The 15,953-nt window shown below is 58.5% G+C and carries 17 protein-coding genes; 11 read left to right on the top strand and 6 right to left on the bottom strand.

All coding sequences use genetic code 11. The annotated features are described in order from the left end of the window. Nucleotides 1-15: 15 nt before the first annotated feature. Nucleotides 16-969, top strand: coding sequence for a DUF932 domain-containing protein (locus AAD027_RS01620; protein ID WP_341724269.1), 954 nt, complete (start codon nt 16-18; stop codon nt 967-969). After that, complete coding sequence (locus AAD027_RS01615) at nt 969-1,478, top strand: JAB domain-containing protein (protein WP_341724727.1); 510 nt, start codon at nt 969-971, stop codon at nt 1,476-1,478. Before AAD027_RS01620 ends, AAD027_RS01615 begins: the two co-directional genes overlap by 1 nt. A gap of 212 nt (nt 1,479-1,690) precedes the next feature. Here AAD027_RS01615 and AAD027_RS01610 read toward each other — a convergent pair whose 3' ends face one another. Further along, nucleotides 1,691-2,806, bottom strand: coding sequence for an IS3 family transposase (locus tag AAD027_RS01610; protein ID WP_341724268.1), 1,116 nt, complete (start codon nt 2,804-2,806; stop codon nt 1,691-1,693). A gap of 46 nt (nt 2,807-2,852) precedes the next feature. Between AAD027_RS01610 and AAD027_RS01605 the strand changes: the two genes are divergently transcribed. Continuing rightward, nucleotides 2,853-3,059 carry a JAB domain-containing protein gene (locus tag AAD027_RS01605; protein ID WP_341724726.1) on the top strand — a complete coding sequence of 69 codons (207 nt, stop codon included), beginning with the start codon at nt 2,853-2,855 and terminating at the stop codon, nt 3,057-3,059. Between the two features lie 150 nt (nt 3,060-3,209). Here AAD027_RS01605 and AAD027_RS01600 read toward each other — a convergent pair whose 3' ends face one another. Continuing rightward, nucleotides 3,210-3,407 carry a helix-turn-helix domain-containing protein gene (locus tag AAD027_RS01600; protein WP_341724267.1) on the bottom strand — a complete coding sequence of 66 codons (198 nt, stop codon included), beginning with the start codon at nt 3,405-3,407 and terminating at the stop codon, nt 3,210-3,212. A gap of 245 nt (nt 3,408-3,652) precedes the next feature. Here AAD027_RS01600 and AAD027_RS01595 point away from each other — a divergent pair, with 245 nt between their 5' ends. From AAD027_RS01595 to AAD027_RS01580, 4 genes are all read left to right on the top strand, one after another. Further along, nucleotides 3,653-3,961, top strand: coding sequence for a hypothetical protein (locus AAD027_RS01595; RefSeq protein WP_341724266.1), 309 nt, complete (start codon nt 3,653-3,655; stop codon nt 3,959-3,961). A gap of 47 nt (nt 3,962-4,008) precedes the next feature. Then, the gene (locus AAD027_RS01590) at nt 4,009-4,362 is read left to right on the top strand and encodes a hypothetical protein (RefSeq protein WP_341724265.1); all 354 of its coding nucleotides are present in this window, start codon (nt 4,009-4,011) and stop codon (nt 4,360-4,362) included. A 20-nt stretch (nt 4,363-4,382) separates the two neighbouring features. Then, nucleotides 4,383-5,018: a hypothetical protein gene (locus AAD027_RS01585; protein ID WP_341724264.1), complete on the top strand. Its 636-nt coding sequence runs from the start codon at nt 4,383-4,385 to the stop codon at nt 5,016-5,018. Between the two features lie 409 nt (nt 5,019-5,427). Beyond that, nucleotides 5,428-6,153, top strand: a complete 726-nt coding sequence (locus tag AAD027_RS01580; RefSeq protein ID WP_341724263.1) for a MobA/MobL family protein — start codon at nt 5,428-5,430, stop codon at nt 6,151-6,153. Between the two features lie 145 nt (nt 6,154-6,298). Here the strand turns inward: AAD027_RS01580 and AAD027_RS01575 are convergent, their stop codons facing one another. The 4 genes from AAD027_RS01575 to AAD027_RS01560 form a co-directional block, all read right to left on the bottom strand. Then, nucleotides 6,299-7,747: a YfjI family protein gene (locus tag AAD027_RS01575; protein WP_341724262.1), complete on the bottom strand. Its 1,449-nt coding sequence runs from the start codon at nt 7,745-7,747 to the stop codon at nt 6,299-6,301. Next, nucleotides 7,744-8,049, bottom strand: a complete 306-nt coding sequence (locus AAD027_RS01570) for a hypothetical protein (RefSeq protein WP_341724261.1) — start codon at nt 8,047-8,049, stop codon at nt 7,744-7,746. Before AAD027_RS01570 ends, AAD027_RS01575 begins: the two co-directional genes overlap by 4 nt. A gap of 11 nt (nt 8,050-8,060) precedes the next feature. After that, complete coding sequence (locus tag AAD027_RS01565; protein ID WP_341724260.1) at nt 8,061-8,354, bottom strand: helix-turn-helix transcriptional regulator; 294 nt, start codon at nt 8,352-8,354, stop codon at nt 8,061-8,063. Nucleotides 8,355-8,527: 173 nt separating this feature from the next. Next, nucleotides 8,528-9,277 carry a hypothetical protein gene (locus tag AAD027_RS01560; RefSeq protein WP_341724259.1) on the bottom strand — a complete coding sequence of 250 codons (750 nt, stop codon included), beginning with the start codon at nt 9,275-9,277 and terminating at the stop codon, nt 8,528-8,530. Nucleotides 9,278-9,851: 574 nt separating this feature from the next. Here AAD027_RS01560 and AAD027_RS01555 point away from each other — a divergent pair. From AAD027_RS01555 to AAD027_RS01540, 4 genes are all read left to right on the top strand, one after another. Next, complete coding sequence (locus AAD027_RS01555) at nt 9,852-10,517, top strand: SDR family NAD(P)-dependent oxidoreductase (protein WP_341724258.1); 666 nt, start codon at nt 9,852-9,854, stop codon at nt 10,515-10,517. 363 nt (nt 10,518-10,880) lie between these two features. After that, nucleotides 10,881-11,408, top strand: a complete 528-nt coding sequence (locus AAD027_RS01550; protein WP_341724257.1) for a sigma-70 family RNA polymerase sigma factor — start codon at nt 10,881-10,883, stop codon at nt 11,406-11,408. 19 nt (nt 11,409-11,427) lie between these two features. Then, nucleotides 11,428-12,435, top strand: coding sequence for a FecR family protein (locus AAD027_RS01545; protein WP_341724256.1), 1,008 nt, complete (start codon nt 11,428-11,430; stop codon nt 12,433-12,435). A 103-nt stretch (nt 12,436-12,538) separates the two neighbouring features. Further along, nucleotides 12,539-15,946 (top strand): TonB-dependent receptor, encoded by a 3,408-nt coding sequence (locus AAD027_RS01540; RefSeq protein WP_341724255.1) that lies wholly within the window; start codon nt 12,539-12,541, stop codon nt 15,944-15,946. Nucleotides 15,947-15,953: the final 7 nt, after the last annotated feature.

The raw sequence follows: 15,953 nt of genomic DNA, 5'->3' as shown, positions 1-15,953 counted from the left end.
TACAAGGAAACGACAATGCACTTGGTTGAAACCATGGCCTACGTGGACCAGAAGCCCTGGCATGGCTTGGGCAACAAGCTCACCCGGCACCAGCCAATCGAAGTCTGGAAGCAACAAGCCGGCATGGACTGGCAGATCGAGGAGTCCGAGGTCCGGTACGTCACCGGTAGCCACAACATCGGAGCCATCAATGCCTTCCCCGAGAACAAGGTCCTGTACCGCTCCGACACCAAGGCGCCGCTGGCCGTGGTCTCCAAGCGATTCCAGGTCGTCCAGCCGGGCGAGATCCTGGAGTTCTACCGGGACCTGACGGCCACCAACGGGTTTGAGCTGGAGACGGCGGGTGTCCTGCGGGAAGGGCGCAAGTTCTGGGCACTCGCCCGGACCGGACAGAGTGCGGTGCTGCGTGGAATGGACCGGGTGGACGGCTACCTGCTCTTGGCCACGGCCTGTGACGGGACACTGGCCACCACAGCCCAGTTCACCTCGGTTCGGGTGGTCTGCAACAACACCCTGACCGTCGCCTTGGGCAAGGGGGAGGGCGCCATCAAGGTCCCCCACCGCAGCCAGTTCAATCCGGAACTGGTCAAACGTCAGCTCGGCCTCACGGTCTCGGCCTGGGACGGTTTCGTGGACCGGATGAAGGCGCTATGCGAGCGTCCTGTGGACCCTGACTCGGCCGAAGCCCTGCTGCGCCGGGTCCTGACCTATGCCGTTCCCGACTCGGCACCCGTAGTAAACGAGCAGGCTGTAGCCAGCGTACGCATGCTGTACGAAGGCGGTGGCCGGGGATGCTGGCTGGCATCCAGCCGGGGCACGGCCTGGGGGCTGCTCAATGGCATCACCGAGTACGTCGACCATCATCGGCGAGCCCGGAGTGATGACCACCGCCGGGATGCGGCGTGGTTCGGGCAGGGTGCCCGGATCAAGCAGCGCGCGTGGGATGAGGTGATGGAGCTGGTGGCGTGATGCTGGTCCGATCACGCATACCTGCGCTGGCCGATGCCCGGATACCTTCTTCCGAGGAGGTCATCCGGGCGCGGGACGATCGGACCATCGCTCGAGCCCTGCGCATCCTTGAACGGCGGGCCTGCGGCCCGGGTCCGTCGCTGGGAGATCTATCCTCGGCCGGTGCTTTCTTCCGGTTGCGGTTGGGTGGCGAGGCACGGGAGCACTTCGAGGCCGCCTTCCTCGATAGTCAGCATCGGCTCATCGCCGTGGAGCGGTTGTTCTCCGGTTCGGTGGATGGCACAGAAGTGCGTCCACGCATCGTGGTCCAGCGCGCGCTGGCCCTGAACGCGGCGGCCGTCACGGTGGCCCACAACCACCCCAGCGGTAATGCCGAGCCCTCGGCCGCTGACCGGGCGGTTACGGCCCGGCTGCAGAGTGCCCTCCAACTGGTGGAGATCCGGCTGTTGGATCACTTCGTGGTTACAGCCGATCAGGCGGTCTCGATGGCGACCCGGGGGCTGGTATAGGGATTACTGTCCGTCGAGCGAGCAATGGCATAGCGCCCGGCCCTGTGAGGCCGGGCGCGGAACACCCGGATCGGTGATATCTCCATCCGTCGCATGCATAAGGCGGCGGCAGTTACATTTTGACCATGAGGACATCGCCATGCAAAAGCCGGGGAAGACACACGATTGTCTCAAGTGGCATGGTCTGCCTTTCAGATCCCTGCGTATCTTGCCTATGGATTCGCATACAGAGTTACGAACTGCAACGGAGAAAGGCCATGCAGTGCCATGTGGGGCCGCGCCATGTTGTAACGCGTACGCCAGTCATCCAGCATCCGTTGAACTTCAACCAAGCTTCTGAACTTGTACCAGTTAAATACCTCATCGCGCAGTGTGCGATTGAATCGCTCGATGTGGATGTTGTCAGTCCAGTGCCACGGGCGGGAGTATTTCCGGTTGACGCTGTGGCGATCAGTCCAATTTATATACATAGTGCTCTTGAACTGTCCGCCATTGTCTGTCCGTATGAATGAAGGTAGTCGCCCCGATACTCGCAGTGAATCCAGGGATTGGACCAGTGCTTGGGCGGTGGCTCTGGAGAACACCCGGCAGAGCACGCATTCTCGGCTGTAGTCATCGATGACAGAGAGAACGTAATACCGCTTTCCAGTGGGAAGGGCGTCGATCAGGTAGTCCATTGACCAAGCTTGGTCGCGTTCGTGGGCCGGGACGATACGATGCACGACGCGCGCTGGTGTGGCCACAGGTCTCTTGCGCCAACGTCTCTGCAGCCTCGCCTGCTGGTAGAGCGCGCGAGCATGATTTCGTGAGCAATGCTCATCGCGGAGCAGGACGGAAAACATGCCCCGGAAACCTACGCCAGGATTCTCTTCAATGTACTTCCGCATCAGGCCAACAAGCCGGTGGTCACCCTCCTGTGCAATACCTTGATGGCCGACTCCATGCGAAAGGCCACATACCTTGTTGGCTTCCTCGCGAGACATAGAGAAGCCGGCTTGCAGGGCGGCGGAATACAGGGATCGGCGTTTGACACGCGGCTCCAGTCGCTTGATCAGTCCGGTGGATGCTTTCAACGCAGTGCTTAGGCGTGCCACCTTCTTGGTGAGTACCCAATTAGTGCGCTCAAGCGTGCGGACACGTCGTAGCCAGTCCTCATTGAGGCCAATATAGGGTCGCCAATGTGCTAATGAAGCCCTTGAGACGCCGTAGCCTCGAGCAATGGAGCCCCATGGTTCGCCCATCTCATGATCCAGCAGTAGGCGCGCAACTTGTTTGAGGCTCAGCTTCTTGGGTGGCCCCTGCCTACCGGACTTGCGTTTGGTGGCCATTGGTGGCCCCTATATCGGTCAGGAGGCTCCAATTGTCAATGTGGTGATGATTGTGCATCGCAATGTGAAATGGTCCAGCGAGAACTCTGATACTCAGCATCGACTCATCGCCGTGGAGCGGTTGTTCTCTGACTCGGTGGATGGCACAGAGGTATGTCCACGCATCGTGGTCCAGCACGCGCTGGACCTGAACGTGGCGGCCGTCACGGTGGTCCACAACCACCCCAGCGGTAATGGGGAGCCCTCGGCTTAGCGGTTACGGCCGATCTGGCGGTCTCGATGGCCGCCCGGGGACTAGTATGGGCCTGCCGCCCGTGTGAGCGATGGCATAGCGCTCGGCCACAAGGCCTGGCGCCGATAAGCCTTGTTCCACAGGCAGGGGGCGAGTTCTCAAGGGGCTTCTTCAGTCAAGAAGTGACCCAGGGCGAACTTTGAGAGCAAGTGCAATGCGCTCGATGTTGTAGATCGTCACGTTCTTCTCGCCACGCTCGATCATGCCAATGTAGGTCCTATGGACGCCTGCCGCCTCGGCTAGTTCTTCCTGAGACAGCCCGCGCTCTTTCCTCAATCGCCGGACATTGCCGGCGAAGACGGTGACCAACCTAGTTTCATGAGCCGCCCGAGCCATCGCGAGATGGTCTCGGTTTGAATACTATTATTCGACATACTACGATTAGCACAATCCGGACGCTGAGACCAGTTCATGCGGTCTACGAAACGCCGGTTGTCGGACTCAACAAGCAGGGGAATCAAGTGAAAAGAACGGTGTCTGCCAGCACGCTGCTGGCGTCAGTCCTCTTGGCCGGATGTGCGGGAGGCACCCCCGATTGCGGGGATGGAGACACATTGGAAGTACTCGATCAGATCATCGAGGCGGAGGTGGAGAAGTACGCGCCTCAGACCCGGCGGGGAACCGCCGAGGAGTTCATGGGGATCCTCGACACCTACGAGATCTCCAACATCCGCACGCTGGGCTACGACAAAGACGTCGACAGCTACCGGTGCGATGCCCGCATCACCTACGTCTACCAGGACCGCGAGCGGTCGGTGGACTTTACCTATCGCGTCGACACGGACCAGGCCGACGGCAACGTCCTGGTCGAGTACCAGACCAGGATGCTCAATCCGATCCTGGGCTACGCCATGGGCTTCTGACAGAAGCCAGCCAACACTCTCTCTTACCTCAAAGGAGCTACATCTCAATGGGCGTTCTCATCTACACCCTCGCACTCATCTTCTTCATCATTCCCATCAGCCTGCGGGCGTACCTGAGCCTGAAGAAAGGACGGTTCCCGCTGCCCGTCCTCCAGAACAACGTCGTGGTCAACCGGATCAAGCTGCGGAAAGCCTTCGGGATCCTGTCCCCGATCGTCTTCTGGAGCCTGCATGTCTTCCTGCTGGTCTGGACGATCGCCATAGACGCCTGGTTGTCTGCCCTGGCCATCGTTGTGTACATGGTGATCAGCCCACTGCTGTCAGGCCAGATCAAGGCCAAGCAGGTGAACGTCATCCCGGAGACGGTGGCGCCCAGAATTCCCGATGGCGATCGGGCCTGATGTCAACTCAAGGAGCGAATATGATCAGAGCTATCACTGTCGTCATCGCGCTGATGGCGCTAACAGGCTGCGATCGGCTTGGGGCTTCCTTGGGGATGTCGGAAGCGGAGCCGAGGCCGGGCACCTCCACGCAAGCAGCCGTCGTCGTGGGTGAAGAAACTTCCGCGGTCGCGGAGGCGGTAGGGATTGGTGACCCCGCCCCGGCCGTCGTGCCGGAAGCTGCCGGTGCACATCTGGATGCTGGCGCAGCCGTCCAGGCTCCAGCAGGTACAGCAGATCTGCCACCCGATGGGCCTGAGTATCAGCAGCATTTGCTGGAGGTCAGGCAAGCCGCACAGACAGGAAGTCCGGGTCGCTTGATAGGAATACCCTCGAAGGTCAGCGCAACGGGATATCCGATCTATCCGGCTACCTGCACGTTCTACCCCGACCATGCGGAGTGCGAACTCGCCAGTGGCGAGGTTGTGGATGAAGCCTACCTGCAGGCCCATACCACGGTGATCCGGAATGCAGACGTGCTGAGTCTGGGGATGACCTGCGGAGTGATCTGTATCGACGATCATGGCAACGTGCTGGGCCACGTCTCCCAGGCAATGCAGGCCTGGCGGGATCAACATTGCACTTGGGTCGACTATGGAACTTCCAGGTGCGATTGATTGAACTAAAGGGGAGGGGAGCTGCCAGCTCCCCTCCCCATCCTGTCAGGTGCATATTTTTTTGAGATAGACCTCTAGTAAGTGCCTTGCCAAGGCGACACATCACCCAAGGTTAGTGCAATCCGTGGCCGCTGCGTTGTCACGTAGCCAAAGAAGTGATCAACACAACTGCATGCTTGTGTAATTTCTTACGCGCAGACAGCTATTTGTATGAGACAGGTGGCGCTGAGTGTTGGAGGTGGGTGATCGAAGGTTCAATGAGGTGCCAGTAGGGGGCGAAGCCCCACGCGCGCACTTACCGTTTCCCTGTTCCACTGCTGAAAAGCCGCTCAAATCCCCTGTCCAAGCGTGCCGGCGAGAGCGATCTCGTCGGCTTTTCTTTGCGTGGACGAGAAAGGGTAGTGCACAGATGGCAAGTTTCAGCTTTCAGATAAAGAGTGGTGGCAAGGGTGCTGCGTTGGGTCATTCCAGATACGTGGCGCGCCAGGGGTATCACGGCGTCAGGAATGACCTGGTGCTGTCAGGGTATGGCAACCTGCCCGCCTGGACCGGAGGAAATCCGGAAGTGTTCTGGGCAGCGGCGGACAGGTACGAGCGGGCCAATGGCGCGGTCTACCGCGAGCTCGTCATCGCGCTCCCCAATGTACTCGCGGGCGATCCGCTGCGTCCTCTCGTCGAAGACCTGGTCCATGAGCTTGTCGGCTCGCGACCCTATCAGTACGCGGTCCACGCACCGTCATCGTCCCTGCAGGGTGAGCAGAACCTGCACGTGCACGTGATGTACTCCGACCGCATGCCTGACGGGATCGAGAGGCCAGCCGAACGGATGTTCTCCCGCTTCAACCCACGCAGCCCGGCGCAGGGCGGGTGCAGGAAGGCCAGTGGCGGACGTTCCCCCATGCAGGTGCGTGATGACCTCATCGCCATGCGCAAGCGGGCCGCGGACCTCCAGAACACCCATCTGGCGCGGCATGGCCATGCCGTGCGGGTCGACCACCGGAGCTTGCGGGATCAAGGCGTGTCCCGTGCACCTGAGCGCCATCTTGGTCCGGGTTTGATCAGGCGGATGTCAGCCAGGCAGAAGGGGGAGTACATCCTGGCGCGGGTCGGTGCGAGGTTTGGCACACCGTTGTGAGGCCTTTGCGGGGTGCGACATCGGCTTGGATCACCTTTTAAGTCGGCGCGGGGAGGGTGCACGGGCTGCTTTCTGCCTCATTTGTAGCATCGTGCATGCCGTGCATAACAAAAAAAGGCCGCCCGAGGGCGGCCCTTCATTGAGACTAAGCCGTCAGCGCCGGCTGGAAGTAGTGAGGGTTGAGGTAGATGTAGCGTTTGCCCTTGCCTCGCCAACCTCGCTCTGACCCGGTCTGGACCACTCCTTGCCGCTCGAGCTCCTTCATCGCGGCCTCGAAGCGCTCCTGGTCGCGGACGCTGCCATGGGTGCGGACTTTATTCCATGAGGCTCGACCGTAGCCCTGGCTCCAGTAATGGTCAAACAGATGCTGGATCAGATAGTGAACGTCGCGGTCGAGCTGGGGAACACAGTTGACGTCACCGAAAAGCCGGTTGAACTCGTCCAGGTGCCACCAGGCAATGTGCAGCGCGCGCTGCAGTGTGTCGCGGCTGATCGGGTCTTTCAGGTCGCCGAAGTAGTGGAGGACGGCCGCGATCCGGCCCGCGATCTCCAGCGCCTTGGAGGCGAAGTCCTTGATGCCTGAGTAGATGTTGCCCGGGCGCATCTGGAATTCGATCCAGTTCTGGGAGTCGACCCACAGTTCCTTGGCTTCCTTGGAGAACTCCAGCTTCGCGCGTGGCTCGCCGCTTTCCAGACGCTTGTCGGCCATCACTAGCAGTTCGCTGATCCGCTCATGGAACGAAGGAAGATGGACCCATGTGTGATCTTCCAGTGTCATTCGACGGAAACCCACCGTCGATTCGGGCCAGGCGACGAGATACCGGGCCATCTGTCCGGAGCCTCGCGCGGTCCGGCCGCGCTTGTTCCAAAAACCCTGGAACACTTCTTCCTGGACCATGAAGCTGATCGTCACTCGCGGGTTGGTGGCGTGCACATGGGCGTCTGCGCGATCCAGCGTCAGGGTCGCCGCACCGTCCCAGCTCTTGTTGAGGACACCCGGCCTGGCCATTGCTCCACCCTTGAGTACGATCTCACCCTCATCGCTCAGGATGGCAATGGACTTGCCATCGCCATGCAGTGCCTCAAGAAATGGGCGCTCAGTGATGTTCTGGTGGATGATGCGCTTGGGTACCGGCTTGCGGGGCTGGAGGCGTGCATGCGCCACCAGCTCGTCGCGGTACTGCTCCAGATCCGTACCTTCTTGCAGCGCCTTGTTGAGCTTGCGCTGCAGGGCGGCATCGGCTGCCTGCCACATGCGCATGGTTGCCTCGTACTGGGCAAGCGCATCAACGTTGGCGGACGCGTACTGCTTGTCATGTTCGTAGACCGAGGCACAGACCAGGTTGTCGACGGTGGTCTTGCGCTCACCGGACTGGCCGAACATGGCCAGGTACAGGCTACAGGGGCGCTCCAGGCCTGTCGGAATTACTACGTCCACATTGCCTTGGCACGCAATGGACATGGCTGTCAGGAAGGAGCCCGCCACGAGGGCGTCGGGTGCCTGAATCTGATGCTGGACTTCCCAGATGGCATCGCGTACGGCAGCGAACAATTCGTGGACCGGATAGGCGGGCGGGGTGATCATCATGCTCATGCGTTGTCCTCCGCGACCTGCTGGCTGCCTGGCTGCGTGCAGACTTCGGCGTGTGCGGCCATCAAGGCCTTGAAGCGGCTGGGGTGCAGCTTCAAGCCCTGCGCCTGAAGCATGTCGAGAATCGCCTTCTGGCTCACGTGCCTGTTCAACAGCTCGACGATGGTCGGGTGCAGCAAGGTGAAGAGCTCCGTCTTCTGGTGCTGCGCCTTGGGCTGGAGGGTAAGCAGGGCTTCCTTGAAACGACGGGCCTGGTCCTCGACGTTCTCAATGGCCTTGTGCAGGACGTTGTCATGAGTCTTCATGGGCCACCTCCTCAGCGCGCGATCTGCGCATCGGCGCAGGCCTGGACATAGGCCATCACCGCCGAGCGCCACCACACGGAGGGCGAACGCTCGGAAGTGCCCAGCTTGAACGGCTGGGGCGCGCGGGGGTCATACGAAGGTGACCGTGGGTTGAGCCGGGCATACCACGTGCTTTTGCTGACGCCGGCGATGGTCAGGACTTCAGGCAGGCGGATGGCCTGATCCAGGTTCGGGGCGTGCTGGACAGCGCGGTAGATGGCCTCCAGGCGCTCCAGCATTTCTTGATCGATGTCGGAACTCGACATTCCGGCGCTTTCCCGGGATGCCGTCATTGCCCGGGACAGGGGGCTGCGGCGGGGAGTGGAAGCGGTACTCATTGAAGCTTGGCAAGACATGGATTTCTCCGGTTGTTGCGGCGCGGAGTGCGTCGCGGTGCGGAGAAGTTTGGTCAAGGCTGGTCAAGCCGGGAATTGAGTAACTAGCTGCTAGCTTTACGACTCGAGATCTTTTTGGTAGACGCATTTGCGTCAATCTGGCGGCATAAATGCTCGAACAGCGCCGTGACACGGGGGTAGGGCTGCTTCTTCCCGACAACCCACTTGCGCAAGGTCTCTGAAAACCGGTCGGCGGTAGACTCATCGGAACTCTTGCCCTTGAGAGCCCACTCATCATAAGTGCGCAGGGCCCCGGCGTGCTCCGGATGTGCTTGTATCAGATCGAAAATCTTCCCGCGCAGCACTTCCTGATCACGAATCGTCTTGCTGATTTCCAGGGTGCTCATGACATCCAAGACGGCCCGGGCAAGCGCATCCCTCTCCTTCCTTCCAGACTTCTTTCCAGCCTCGCTCTTGGCTTCATAGTCGAACTTGGGAGAGTAAGTAATTCCCAAGAAAAAGTGGCATTCGATCAAGCAGTGCAAGGCACGCAGAGGGTCAATGTTGTTGTGCGCATTCCTGGCTTCTATCCAGTACGCGATCACGATTTCCAGGGCGTCATCGATGGATCCCTTCACCGCGGTCTTCAGGCTGGCACGTTTGTGCTGCAGCACCCGCAACTCGTCGTGATTGGCGCGAACAAGGTAGGTTTTGCCATCAGTCTCGGAAATCAGTTCCATCTTCGCCCAGGCTTTTGCCAGTTTCATATCAAGTTCGGCAATGGCTTGCGCGTTCTTGATGATGTCCTGGCGCTTCCGGTGAGCGTAGGCAGTTGCGTTTCCAACTTCCTCCAACTTCTTGCACGTCAGAGTCCACAGCCTATCGAAAGACCTGGATTTGTTGCTTCGAGAAGTGTGGATGCTTCGTATCTGGCTCAAAGTCCGATCAAAGAGGAGCTCAAGATCCGGAAGACGATCACTGCTGTCATATCTCCCCATGTCGCGAGGCCAGGGGCGTACTGTAGAAGTGGGAACAAGCGGTTGTGATGCCGAACGCCCCTTAGGCTGGTATGCGAGCTCTTTGCCTTTGGTGGTCCGAGTACCCAACTTTGTAGCTCCGATCAAGAAAGTTTACGCTCCAGCGCGCGTGCTCAGTAAGAAGCCGTCCAGTAAAAAAAAGCCCCTGCGAGATGCCAAGGGCGACTAGGGATTCATAGAGAGAGCTGCTTATGACACGCATCACTGGCGTACCTGAACTCTCCAACGGATGAGCACCCGCTTACCCTACCCCTGCTCACCAAGAGCAATGGCCATTTATTGGGGGGGCGGTCAGGATGCAGGATGTCCATGTACGAATAGATGAGCTGGCGGGTGGGGTTCAATTAGAAAGACACGTTGTAGCTGTATCATCCCCACGATCAATCCTTCTATGTCAGCAGAAACAGGCCAGGCGCGTCATGTGGTCATCACGGGTGGAATAGGTGCATTGGGAAAGGCACTAACCAGGACCGCCGAAAGTGCGGGGTACGTCGTTACATCAATTGATCGTATTCCTGCCGTAGATCGCAAAAATCACATCGGCGGTATTGATCTGTCGGATATGCCATCAGTCAAGGCTGCAATGGAACTGGCTGTAGGCCGCCATGGTGGCATCTTTGGCCTATTCAACGTCAGTGGTGCATTCCAGTGGCGTACGATCATGGAGGCAACAAGTGACCTCTGGCTTCAGCTCTTTCGTGACAACTGCCTTTCTACGTTGGGGGCTTGCCAGGCTGCAGCTCCATACATGAAATCGGGTGGCGTGATTGTGAATATTTCTGCTGCTGCGGCTATGCATGCCGACGTCGGAATGGCGGCGTACTCTGCTTCCAAAGCTGCGGTACTTCGATTGAGTGAGGCGTTGGGAAAGGAGCTACACGGGCAGGGGATCAAGGTGCAATGCATCCTGCCCACGACCCTTGATACGCCGCGCAATCGAAGCGAAATGCCAGACGCTGATTGGAGCCAGTGGGAAAACCTTGATGATCTCAGTCAGCAGATACTGAACCTGGCAGCCAACCCGTCAGAGATGCCAGGCATCTCTGAACGAGGGTAGGTAGAGTCGCCCAAATATTGCTGGCTCAATGGTCAGGTCTGAGTCAACGGGTGACGTCTTCTCAATCGCCAGACCGGGTCCCACCTCGCGACACGCCTACGGCGGGTAGGAATAGCACTGCCGAAGCCCTTGCAGATAACAAATCACTCACAAAGGGGCAACAGGTCCAGGGACTTCCGGGCGAGCTGGGAAGACCGGACGGGCTTGTTCCCCGCCAATCTTTGTGGGCTGGTAAAGACCGATGAGCCCGTGGCACCCAAGAGCCGAAGCCGAGGGGGTAGGGTATTGGGGGTCATCATTCGTTGGACAAGTTGGAGCCTTCTCGAGTAGTTGGCTATGAGTATCCCTGTGGCCCTTCGAACGGTGAGCTACTACACTGAAGTTGTGCCTGATGACATCGAAAATGTAGCGCGTGAGTACCATGCGGAGTTGCTACGCATGTTGCGTGCACGCTTGCCTAATGCGCAGGACGCACAAGATCTTGCGCAAGAGGCCTATGCCCGGGTCATGCGCTATCAAGGCCAGCTGAAGGGAGAAGAACTGCGCCTGATGTTGTTCCGCATCGCGCAGAACCTCATTACCGACCACTATCGTTGGAATCGTCTTCGCGAGAACGCACATTTCCCCATCGAAGACATGAAGTTCGAACTGTCGAGCGAAGAACCCACTCATGATCGTCGACTGGACAATACACAAAGGCTCAAGCGACTAGAGAAGATCGTCCTGGCCATGCCAGAGCGACGGCGGGCCGTTTTCCTGCTGAGTCGCATCGAAGGTTTGACAAATGTGGAGATCGCCCGGCGGCGGGGTATCACGGTAAAGGCAGTGGAGAAGCACATAGCCAAGGCAATTGCAGAGTGCCGCAATCTAGCGGAGGACGACGGTTCTTAATCGTCATCAAGGAATCATGATGAATAGGAAGCTCGATCCAAAAATTCGCGAAGAGGCCGAGCGCTGGTTCACCAGGCGCCTGGACCCTGTGGTTCGCCGTGAGGAAAGCCAGGATTTCCAGCGATGGCTTGGCCAAAGTCTTGAGCGAGAGATTGCCTACGCGGAAGTCAGGGAACTGTGGGAGTCGTTGGAGCAGTTGAAGGATGTCCCCAGCTTGAAGCGATTGGCTGCGCAGGAAGCCAACGTTCGCGCCAGCTGGCTGGTGCGCGTGCTGGGCGCGTTATTCCCGGAGCGGGCCCCCATGCTGGTGCCGGCCTTGCTTGGCGTGGTGGGTGTAGCCCTCTTCCTGAACTTCTGGATGGGGAAGGAACCGCCTTTGCAGCAATTCACCACTGCCTTGGGCGAGCAGCGCACGGAAACCCTGTCTGATGGTTCAACGCTCCGCTTGAACACGGACAGTCAGGTGGACTTCCGCATCAACGGTTCGCGGCGCGAGATTTTCCTGCGTCGCGGCGAAGCCGCATTTGATGTCGCAAAGGATCCAAGGAGACCATTCGTCGTCACTTCCGGTGGCGGTGAAGTGACCGCGCTGGGTACGCATTTCCTGGTCAGGAATGAACAGGGGATGGTATTCGTAACGCTCACGGAAGGCCGTGTCCAGATTTCCCGCCCCGAATACCACGAGATTGAATGGTTGGATCCCGGCCAGCAGGCTTCCTTCAAGGAAGTGTCGGGCGGAATCGTTCGGCGGAATGTTGACGTTGCCCTGGTCATGGGTTGGATGAGCGGACGACTGGAGTTGCGGGACGTACCCTTGTCCGAGGCTGTTGGTGAGGCCAATCGATATTCTGCGAGAAAGATCCGGATCGGTGACCCGGAGATCGGCTCAATCGCGGTCAGCGGATCCTTCCGGACGGGCGACGTCGATTCCCTGGCGAATGCCCTTTCTGCCGCATTCCCCGTCCGGGCGCGGTTCTCCGACAAAGAGGTGGTCCTGCTGGCAGATCAGAAGAGGAGCCGCAAGTAACATTTTTGAAACGAGGTAGGGTGTGACCAGTCCTCATCCGTTGACAGCCATTACGCAGCGAGTTCGCTTCGCAACATAGCTGTCACAATGGGGAGACTAAGTCATGATGTTTCAAGGTTGTACTGATCAGCCGGTGAAGCTTGGACACGGGTTCACCGTAGGGGAATCAACAGCTTACCGCTTTCGCTTCACAGCCCTGGCCATATCGGTTTCGATGTTGCTCGTCGCCGGCACCGTCCAGGCGCAATCTGCGGCATCCAATCAGTCACGTCCGATCAACAGCAGCGTGCCTTCAGGCCAGGCAGCAGTTCCTGCGACGCAGCCGACCGGACAGGCGGCAGGACAACCGGCCACTGTACAGGCAGAGATTCGCTTGCCTGCCGGGAGCCTAGCCGATGCGCTCACCAAGTTCGGCGAACAAAGTGGTCTGCAGATCGTGTATGACCCGAAACTCGTGAGGGGAGTCAGGGCGCGGGCGGTTGTCGGACGACTGACAGTGGACCAAGCGCTGCGCCAGCTGCTTCAAGGTACCGGCATCACCTGGGTCTATGCGGGCGGAGACACGCTGGTTCTGAAGGCCGGAGCTTTGCCGGCGACTGAGAGTCAGTCGGAGCCCGTGCCATCCAGCGTACCGGCTGAAACCACCGAGTTTGAACGTATTGAAGTGCGCGGAAAGATGCCAGAGGTGCTGGTAGCTGGTGCGCGCAGCATCAATGCTGACATTCCCCGTACAGAGAACGACATTCAGCCCTACGTTGTATTCAGCGCCGAAGACATCGAACGCTCGAACTCAATCAATCTTGAGGACTTTCTCAAGCGTCGTCTTTCGATGAATGCGACCAGCACGACGTTCTCGCAAAACTCCAATACGGGGTCCGGAGACAATAGAGGCGGCAGCAACATAAGTCGAATCAACTTGCGTGGACTTGGAGTCGATGAAACGCTCGTTCTCATAAATGGTCGCCGCCAACCTGGCGTTTCGAACATCAATCGAAGTGGCACCATTGGCCAGCCGGATCTCAACGGCATTCCCATCAATTCGATCGAACGTATCGAGATCCTGCCGGCTACTGCGGCGGGCATCTATGGAGGTGGCGCCACTGGTGGCGTCATCAACATCATCCTGAAGACCAACTTCACGGGTTTCGACGTCACCGCTGGCTATGACAACACCTTCGAAACGGATTCCGGATCAAAGCGGATCTCCATTACGGGTGGCAAGGTGTTCGACGAAGGGCGGACTTCCGTTACCTTCACGGTCAGCGCCTCCGAAGACAATCCCATGTTTGTTAGGGACCGGAACTTCGCGCAAAAGGCACGCGAACGCGCTGTCGCCAATAACGACGAGGCCTACACTGAGAGTTGGAGCCAGCTTCCCGCCGGCTATACCACGAACATCCGATCTGCACAGGTGTGCGATGCCAACTTCGTCTGCACCATGCCCAATCTTCGCTTGAAACCCGAGTTTGGCGGGGCGGACCTTGGCTCGGTGCTGACCCATGTTCCGGTGGGCTACACGGGGAACCCGCTGGACCTGTTGGCAAATGCAGGAAGGCTTAACCTGCAGCTGGCGGATGACCTCTCCAATGCCGGCCGGAGCCTGATCAACAATCCCCGAACAAACTCGATCAATCTGACCATCGACAGAAAATTTACTGACAACTTCTCGATGTTCGCCAACATATCCCGCAACGAAAACCATGGAAACGTATATCAGACGGGATTGCAAAACAGCGGCTACACCATTGCAGCCGATGCGCCCAACAATCCATTCGTAGGCGCGATCAATGTGTCCGTGCCGTTCCCTGGGTTCTCCTATCTCCAGAAGACCGACAGCGAAGCCCTCAACGCTGTTCTGGGAGCACAGTTCAGCCTGCCTCATGAATGGCGCGGCCAGATCGAGGGAAGCTACGGAAGAAGCCGAGTTTCTTCAAGTGGTGGCAATGCATTCATTGTCAATAACGTCTATGACGTTCCGCCTTGGATGGGTGGCCATGTCATCCGCGAGGGCATCGTAGGTGGTATAGCGCGCGGGGCGATCGACGTACTGAGGGACCTCAATCAAGTACCTCTTGATCTGTCCAACTACATGTATTCCCGCTATCCGAACCAGACTCAAACGCCTTCCGATAACGTAGGAAAGGGAGCCGTCCTGAGATTGTCCGGACCCGTCGCGCAACTTCCAGCGGGACCTTTGGTGCTATCGACATCTTTGGAACATCGCGAAGATGAAGCCAAGGGTATGGTGCAGAGCATCCTGCAGCAGGATGACGTAACCAGGTACTACTTCTATCCGAGTCGCTCGACGAGCACGGACAGCTTTTATCTTGAATCGTCCATTCCCCTCGTCTCGGATATCAATGCCCTTCGCTGGGTAAAGCTTTTTGAACTTCAAACCTCCATGAGGCGGGAAAAAAGCGGAAGTCGGAGCGTCGAGGCATCAGCGATCGAAATTGGTGGCCCTTCCGATCGTCCGGAATCCGTGGAGTACACGTCATCTGATACAACGGCTACCGGATACACGGCCGGCTTCCGCTTCGCGCCATCCCAAGATGTCATGCTCCGTGCGAGCTTCAGTCATGGGTTCTTGCCGCCCTCAATTTCTCAAATATCGCCACATTTTCTGGACTTCGCGACGGAGACAAACTTCTTCTCCGACCCGCTCCGAAACTACGAGCTGATCGGCAGCGCCGGCCCGGCCGTGATTGTCTACGGTGGAAATCCGAACCTGAAGCCGGAGACCTCTGACAGCATTTCCGTGGGCTTAATCGTAACGCCAAGGTTCATGCCTGGGTTCCGCTTGTCGGCGGATCTGACGCAGATCACGAAGAAGAACGAAATTTCCGGCGTCGATACGTTTGCCCTGCTGATGGATCCAGAAATGGCGGATCGCTTGTATCCCGGGCGCATCGTGCGTGGCGATCCCTTGGGCGATGGCCTACCGGGTCCCGTGACCTACTTCGACGGGACCTTGATAAACATCGAGCGCACCAGAGTCAAGGCACTTGATATCCAGGCTGACTACAGCGTCGAATCTGGATGGGGACTGTTCAACTTCTACACAACCGCAACCAAGCAACTCGAGTATTCGCGAAAGCTGGACCCTGAATCCCCGTTGCAAGAGTACGTGGGCTTTCGTGATGGTCCTCTGGAGTGGCGCGGGAATGTCGGGATTGACTGGTTCAAGGGCCCGCTGTCTTTGGGTTGGAACATGCAGTACTTCGACAAGTACCTTGTTTACAACTTCTTGGACTCCGGAACCCGTGACACCTACGTCCGCAATCAAGGCGGCGCATACATCCGCAGTCAGCGCTTCCACGACATCTCTTTCAAGTATCGGTTTGGCGATGTGTTCGAGGGCAGTTGGGCCTCTGGCCTGACCATTGCTGGTGGTATCCAGAACATCCTCAATACGGCCCCACGGCTGGATGTGAATATGGATACCGGCTACAGCACTTACGGTGATCCGCGCATGCGGCGATTCCGCCTTGAACTCACCAAGAGCTTCTGAAGCTTGC

The sequence above is a fragment of the Pseudoxanthomonas putridarboris genome (assembly GCF_038321125.1).
Classification (GTDB): domain Bacteria; phylum Pseudomonadota; class Gammaproteobacteria; order Xanthomonadales; family Xanthomonadaceae; genus Pseudoxanthomonas_A; species Pseudoxanthomonas_A putridarboris.
Note: the sequence above shows the minus strand (reverse complement) of the source record. Positions and strands in the feature narration are given on the sequence as shown.

Bases quoted from the DNA above. Each gene is read 5' to 3' on its own strand.
- AAD027_RS01620 (WP_341724269.1), top strand. From the start codon at position 16: ATGCACTTGGTTGAAACCATGGCCTACGTGGACCAGAAGCCCTGGCAT.
- AAD027_RS01615 (WP_341724727.1), top strand. From the start codon at position 969: ATGCTGGTCCGATCACGCATACCTGCGCTGGCCGATGCCCGGATACCT.
- AAD027_RS01610 (WP_341724268.1), bottom strand. From the start codon at position 2,806: ATGGCCACCAAACGCAAGTCCGGTAGGCAGGGGCCACCCAAGAAGCTG.
- AAD027_RS01605 (WP_341724726.1), top strand. From the start codon at position 2,853: ATGATTGTGCATCGCAATGTGAAATGGTCCAGCGAGAACTCTGATACT.
- AAD027_RS01590 (WP_341724265.1), top strand. From the start codon at position 4,009: ATGGGCGTTCTCATCTACACCCTCGCACTCATCTTCTTCATCATTCCC.
- AAD027_RS01585 (WP_341724264.1), top strand. From the start codon at position 4,383: ATGATCAGAGCTATCACTGTCGTCATCGCGCTGATGGCGCTAACAGGC.
- AAD027_RS01580 (WP_341724263.1), top strand. From the start codon at position 5,428: ATGGCAAGTTTCAGCTTTCAGATAAAGAGTGGTGGCAAGGGTGCTGCG.
- AAD027_RS01575 (WP_341724262.1), bottom strand. From the start codon at position 7,747: ATGAGCATGATGATCACCCCGCCCGCCTATCCGGTCCACGAATTGTTC.
- AAD027_RS01570 (WP_341724261.1), bottom strand. From the start codon at position 8,049: ATGAAGACTCATGACAACGTCCTGCACAAGGCCATTGAGAACGTCGAG.
- AAD027_RS01565 (WP_341724260.1), bottom strand. From the start codon at position 8,354: ATGTCGAGTTCCGACATCGATCAAGAAATGCTGGAGCGCCTGGAGGCC.
- AAD027_RS01555 (WP_341724258.1), top strand. From the start codon at position 9,852: ATGTCAGCAGAAACAGGCCAGGCGCGTCATGTGGTCATCACGGGTGGA.
- AAD027_RS01545 (WP_341724256.1), top strand. From the start codon at position 11,428: ATGAATAGGAAGCTCGATCCAAAAATTCGCGAAGAGGCCGAGCGCTGG.
- AAD027_RS01540 (WP_341724255.1), top strand. From the start codon at position 12,539: ATGATGTTTCAAGGTTGTACTGATCAGCCGGTGAAGCTTGGACACGGG.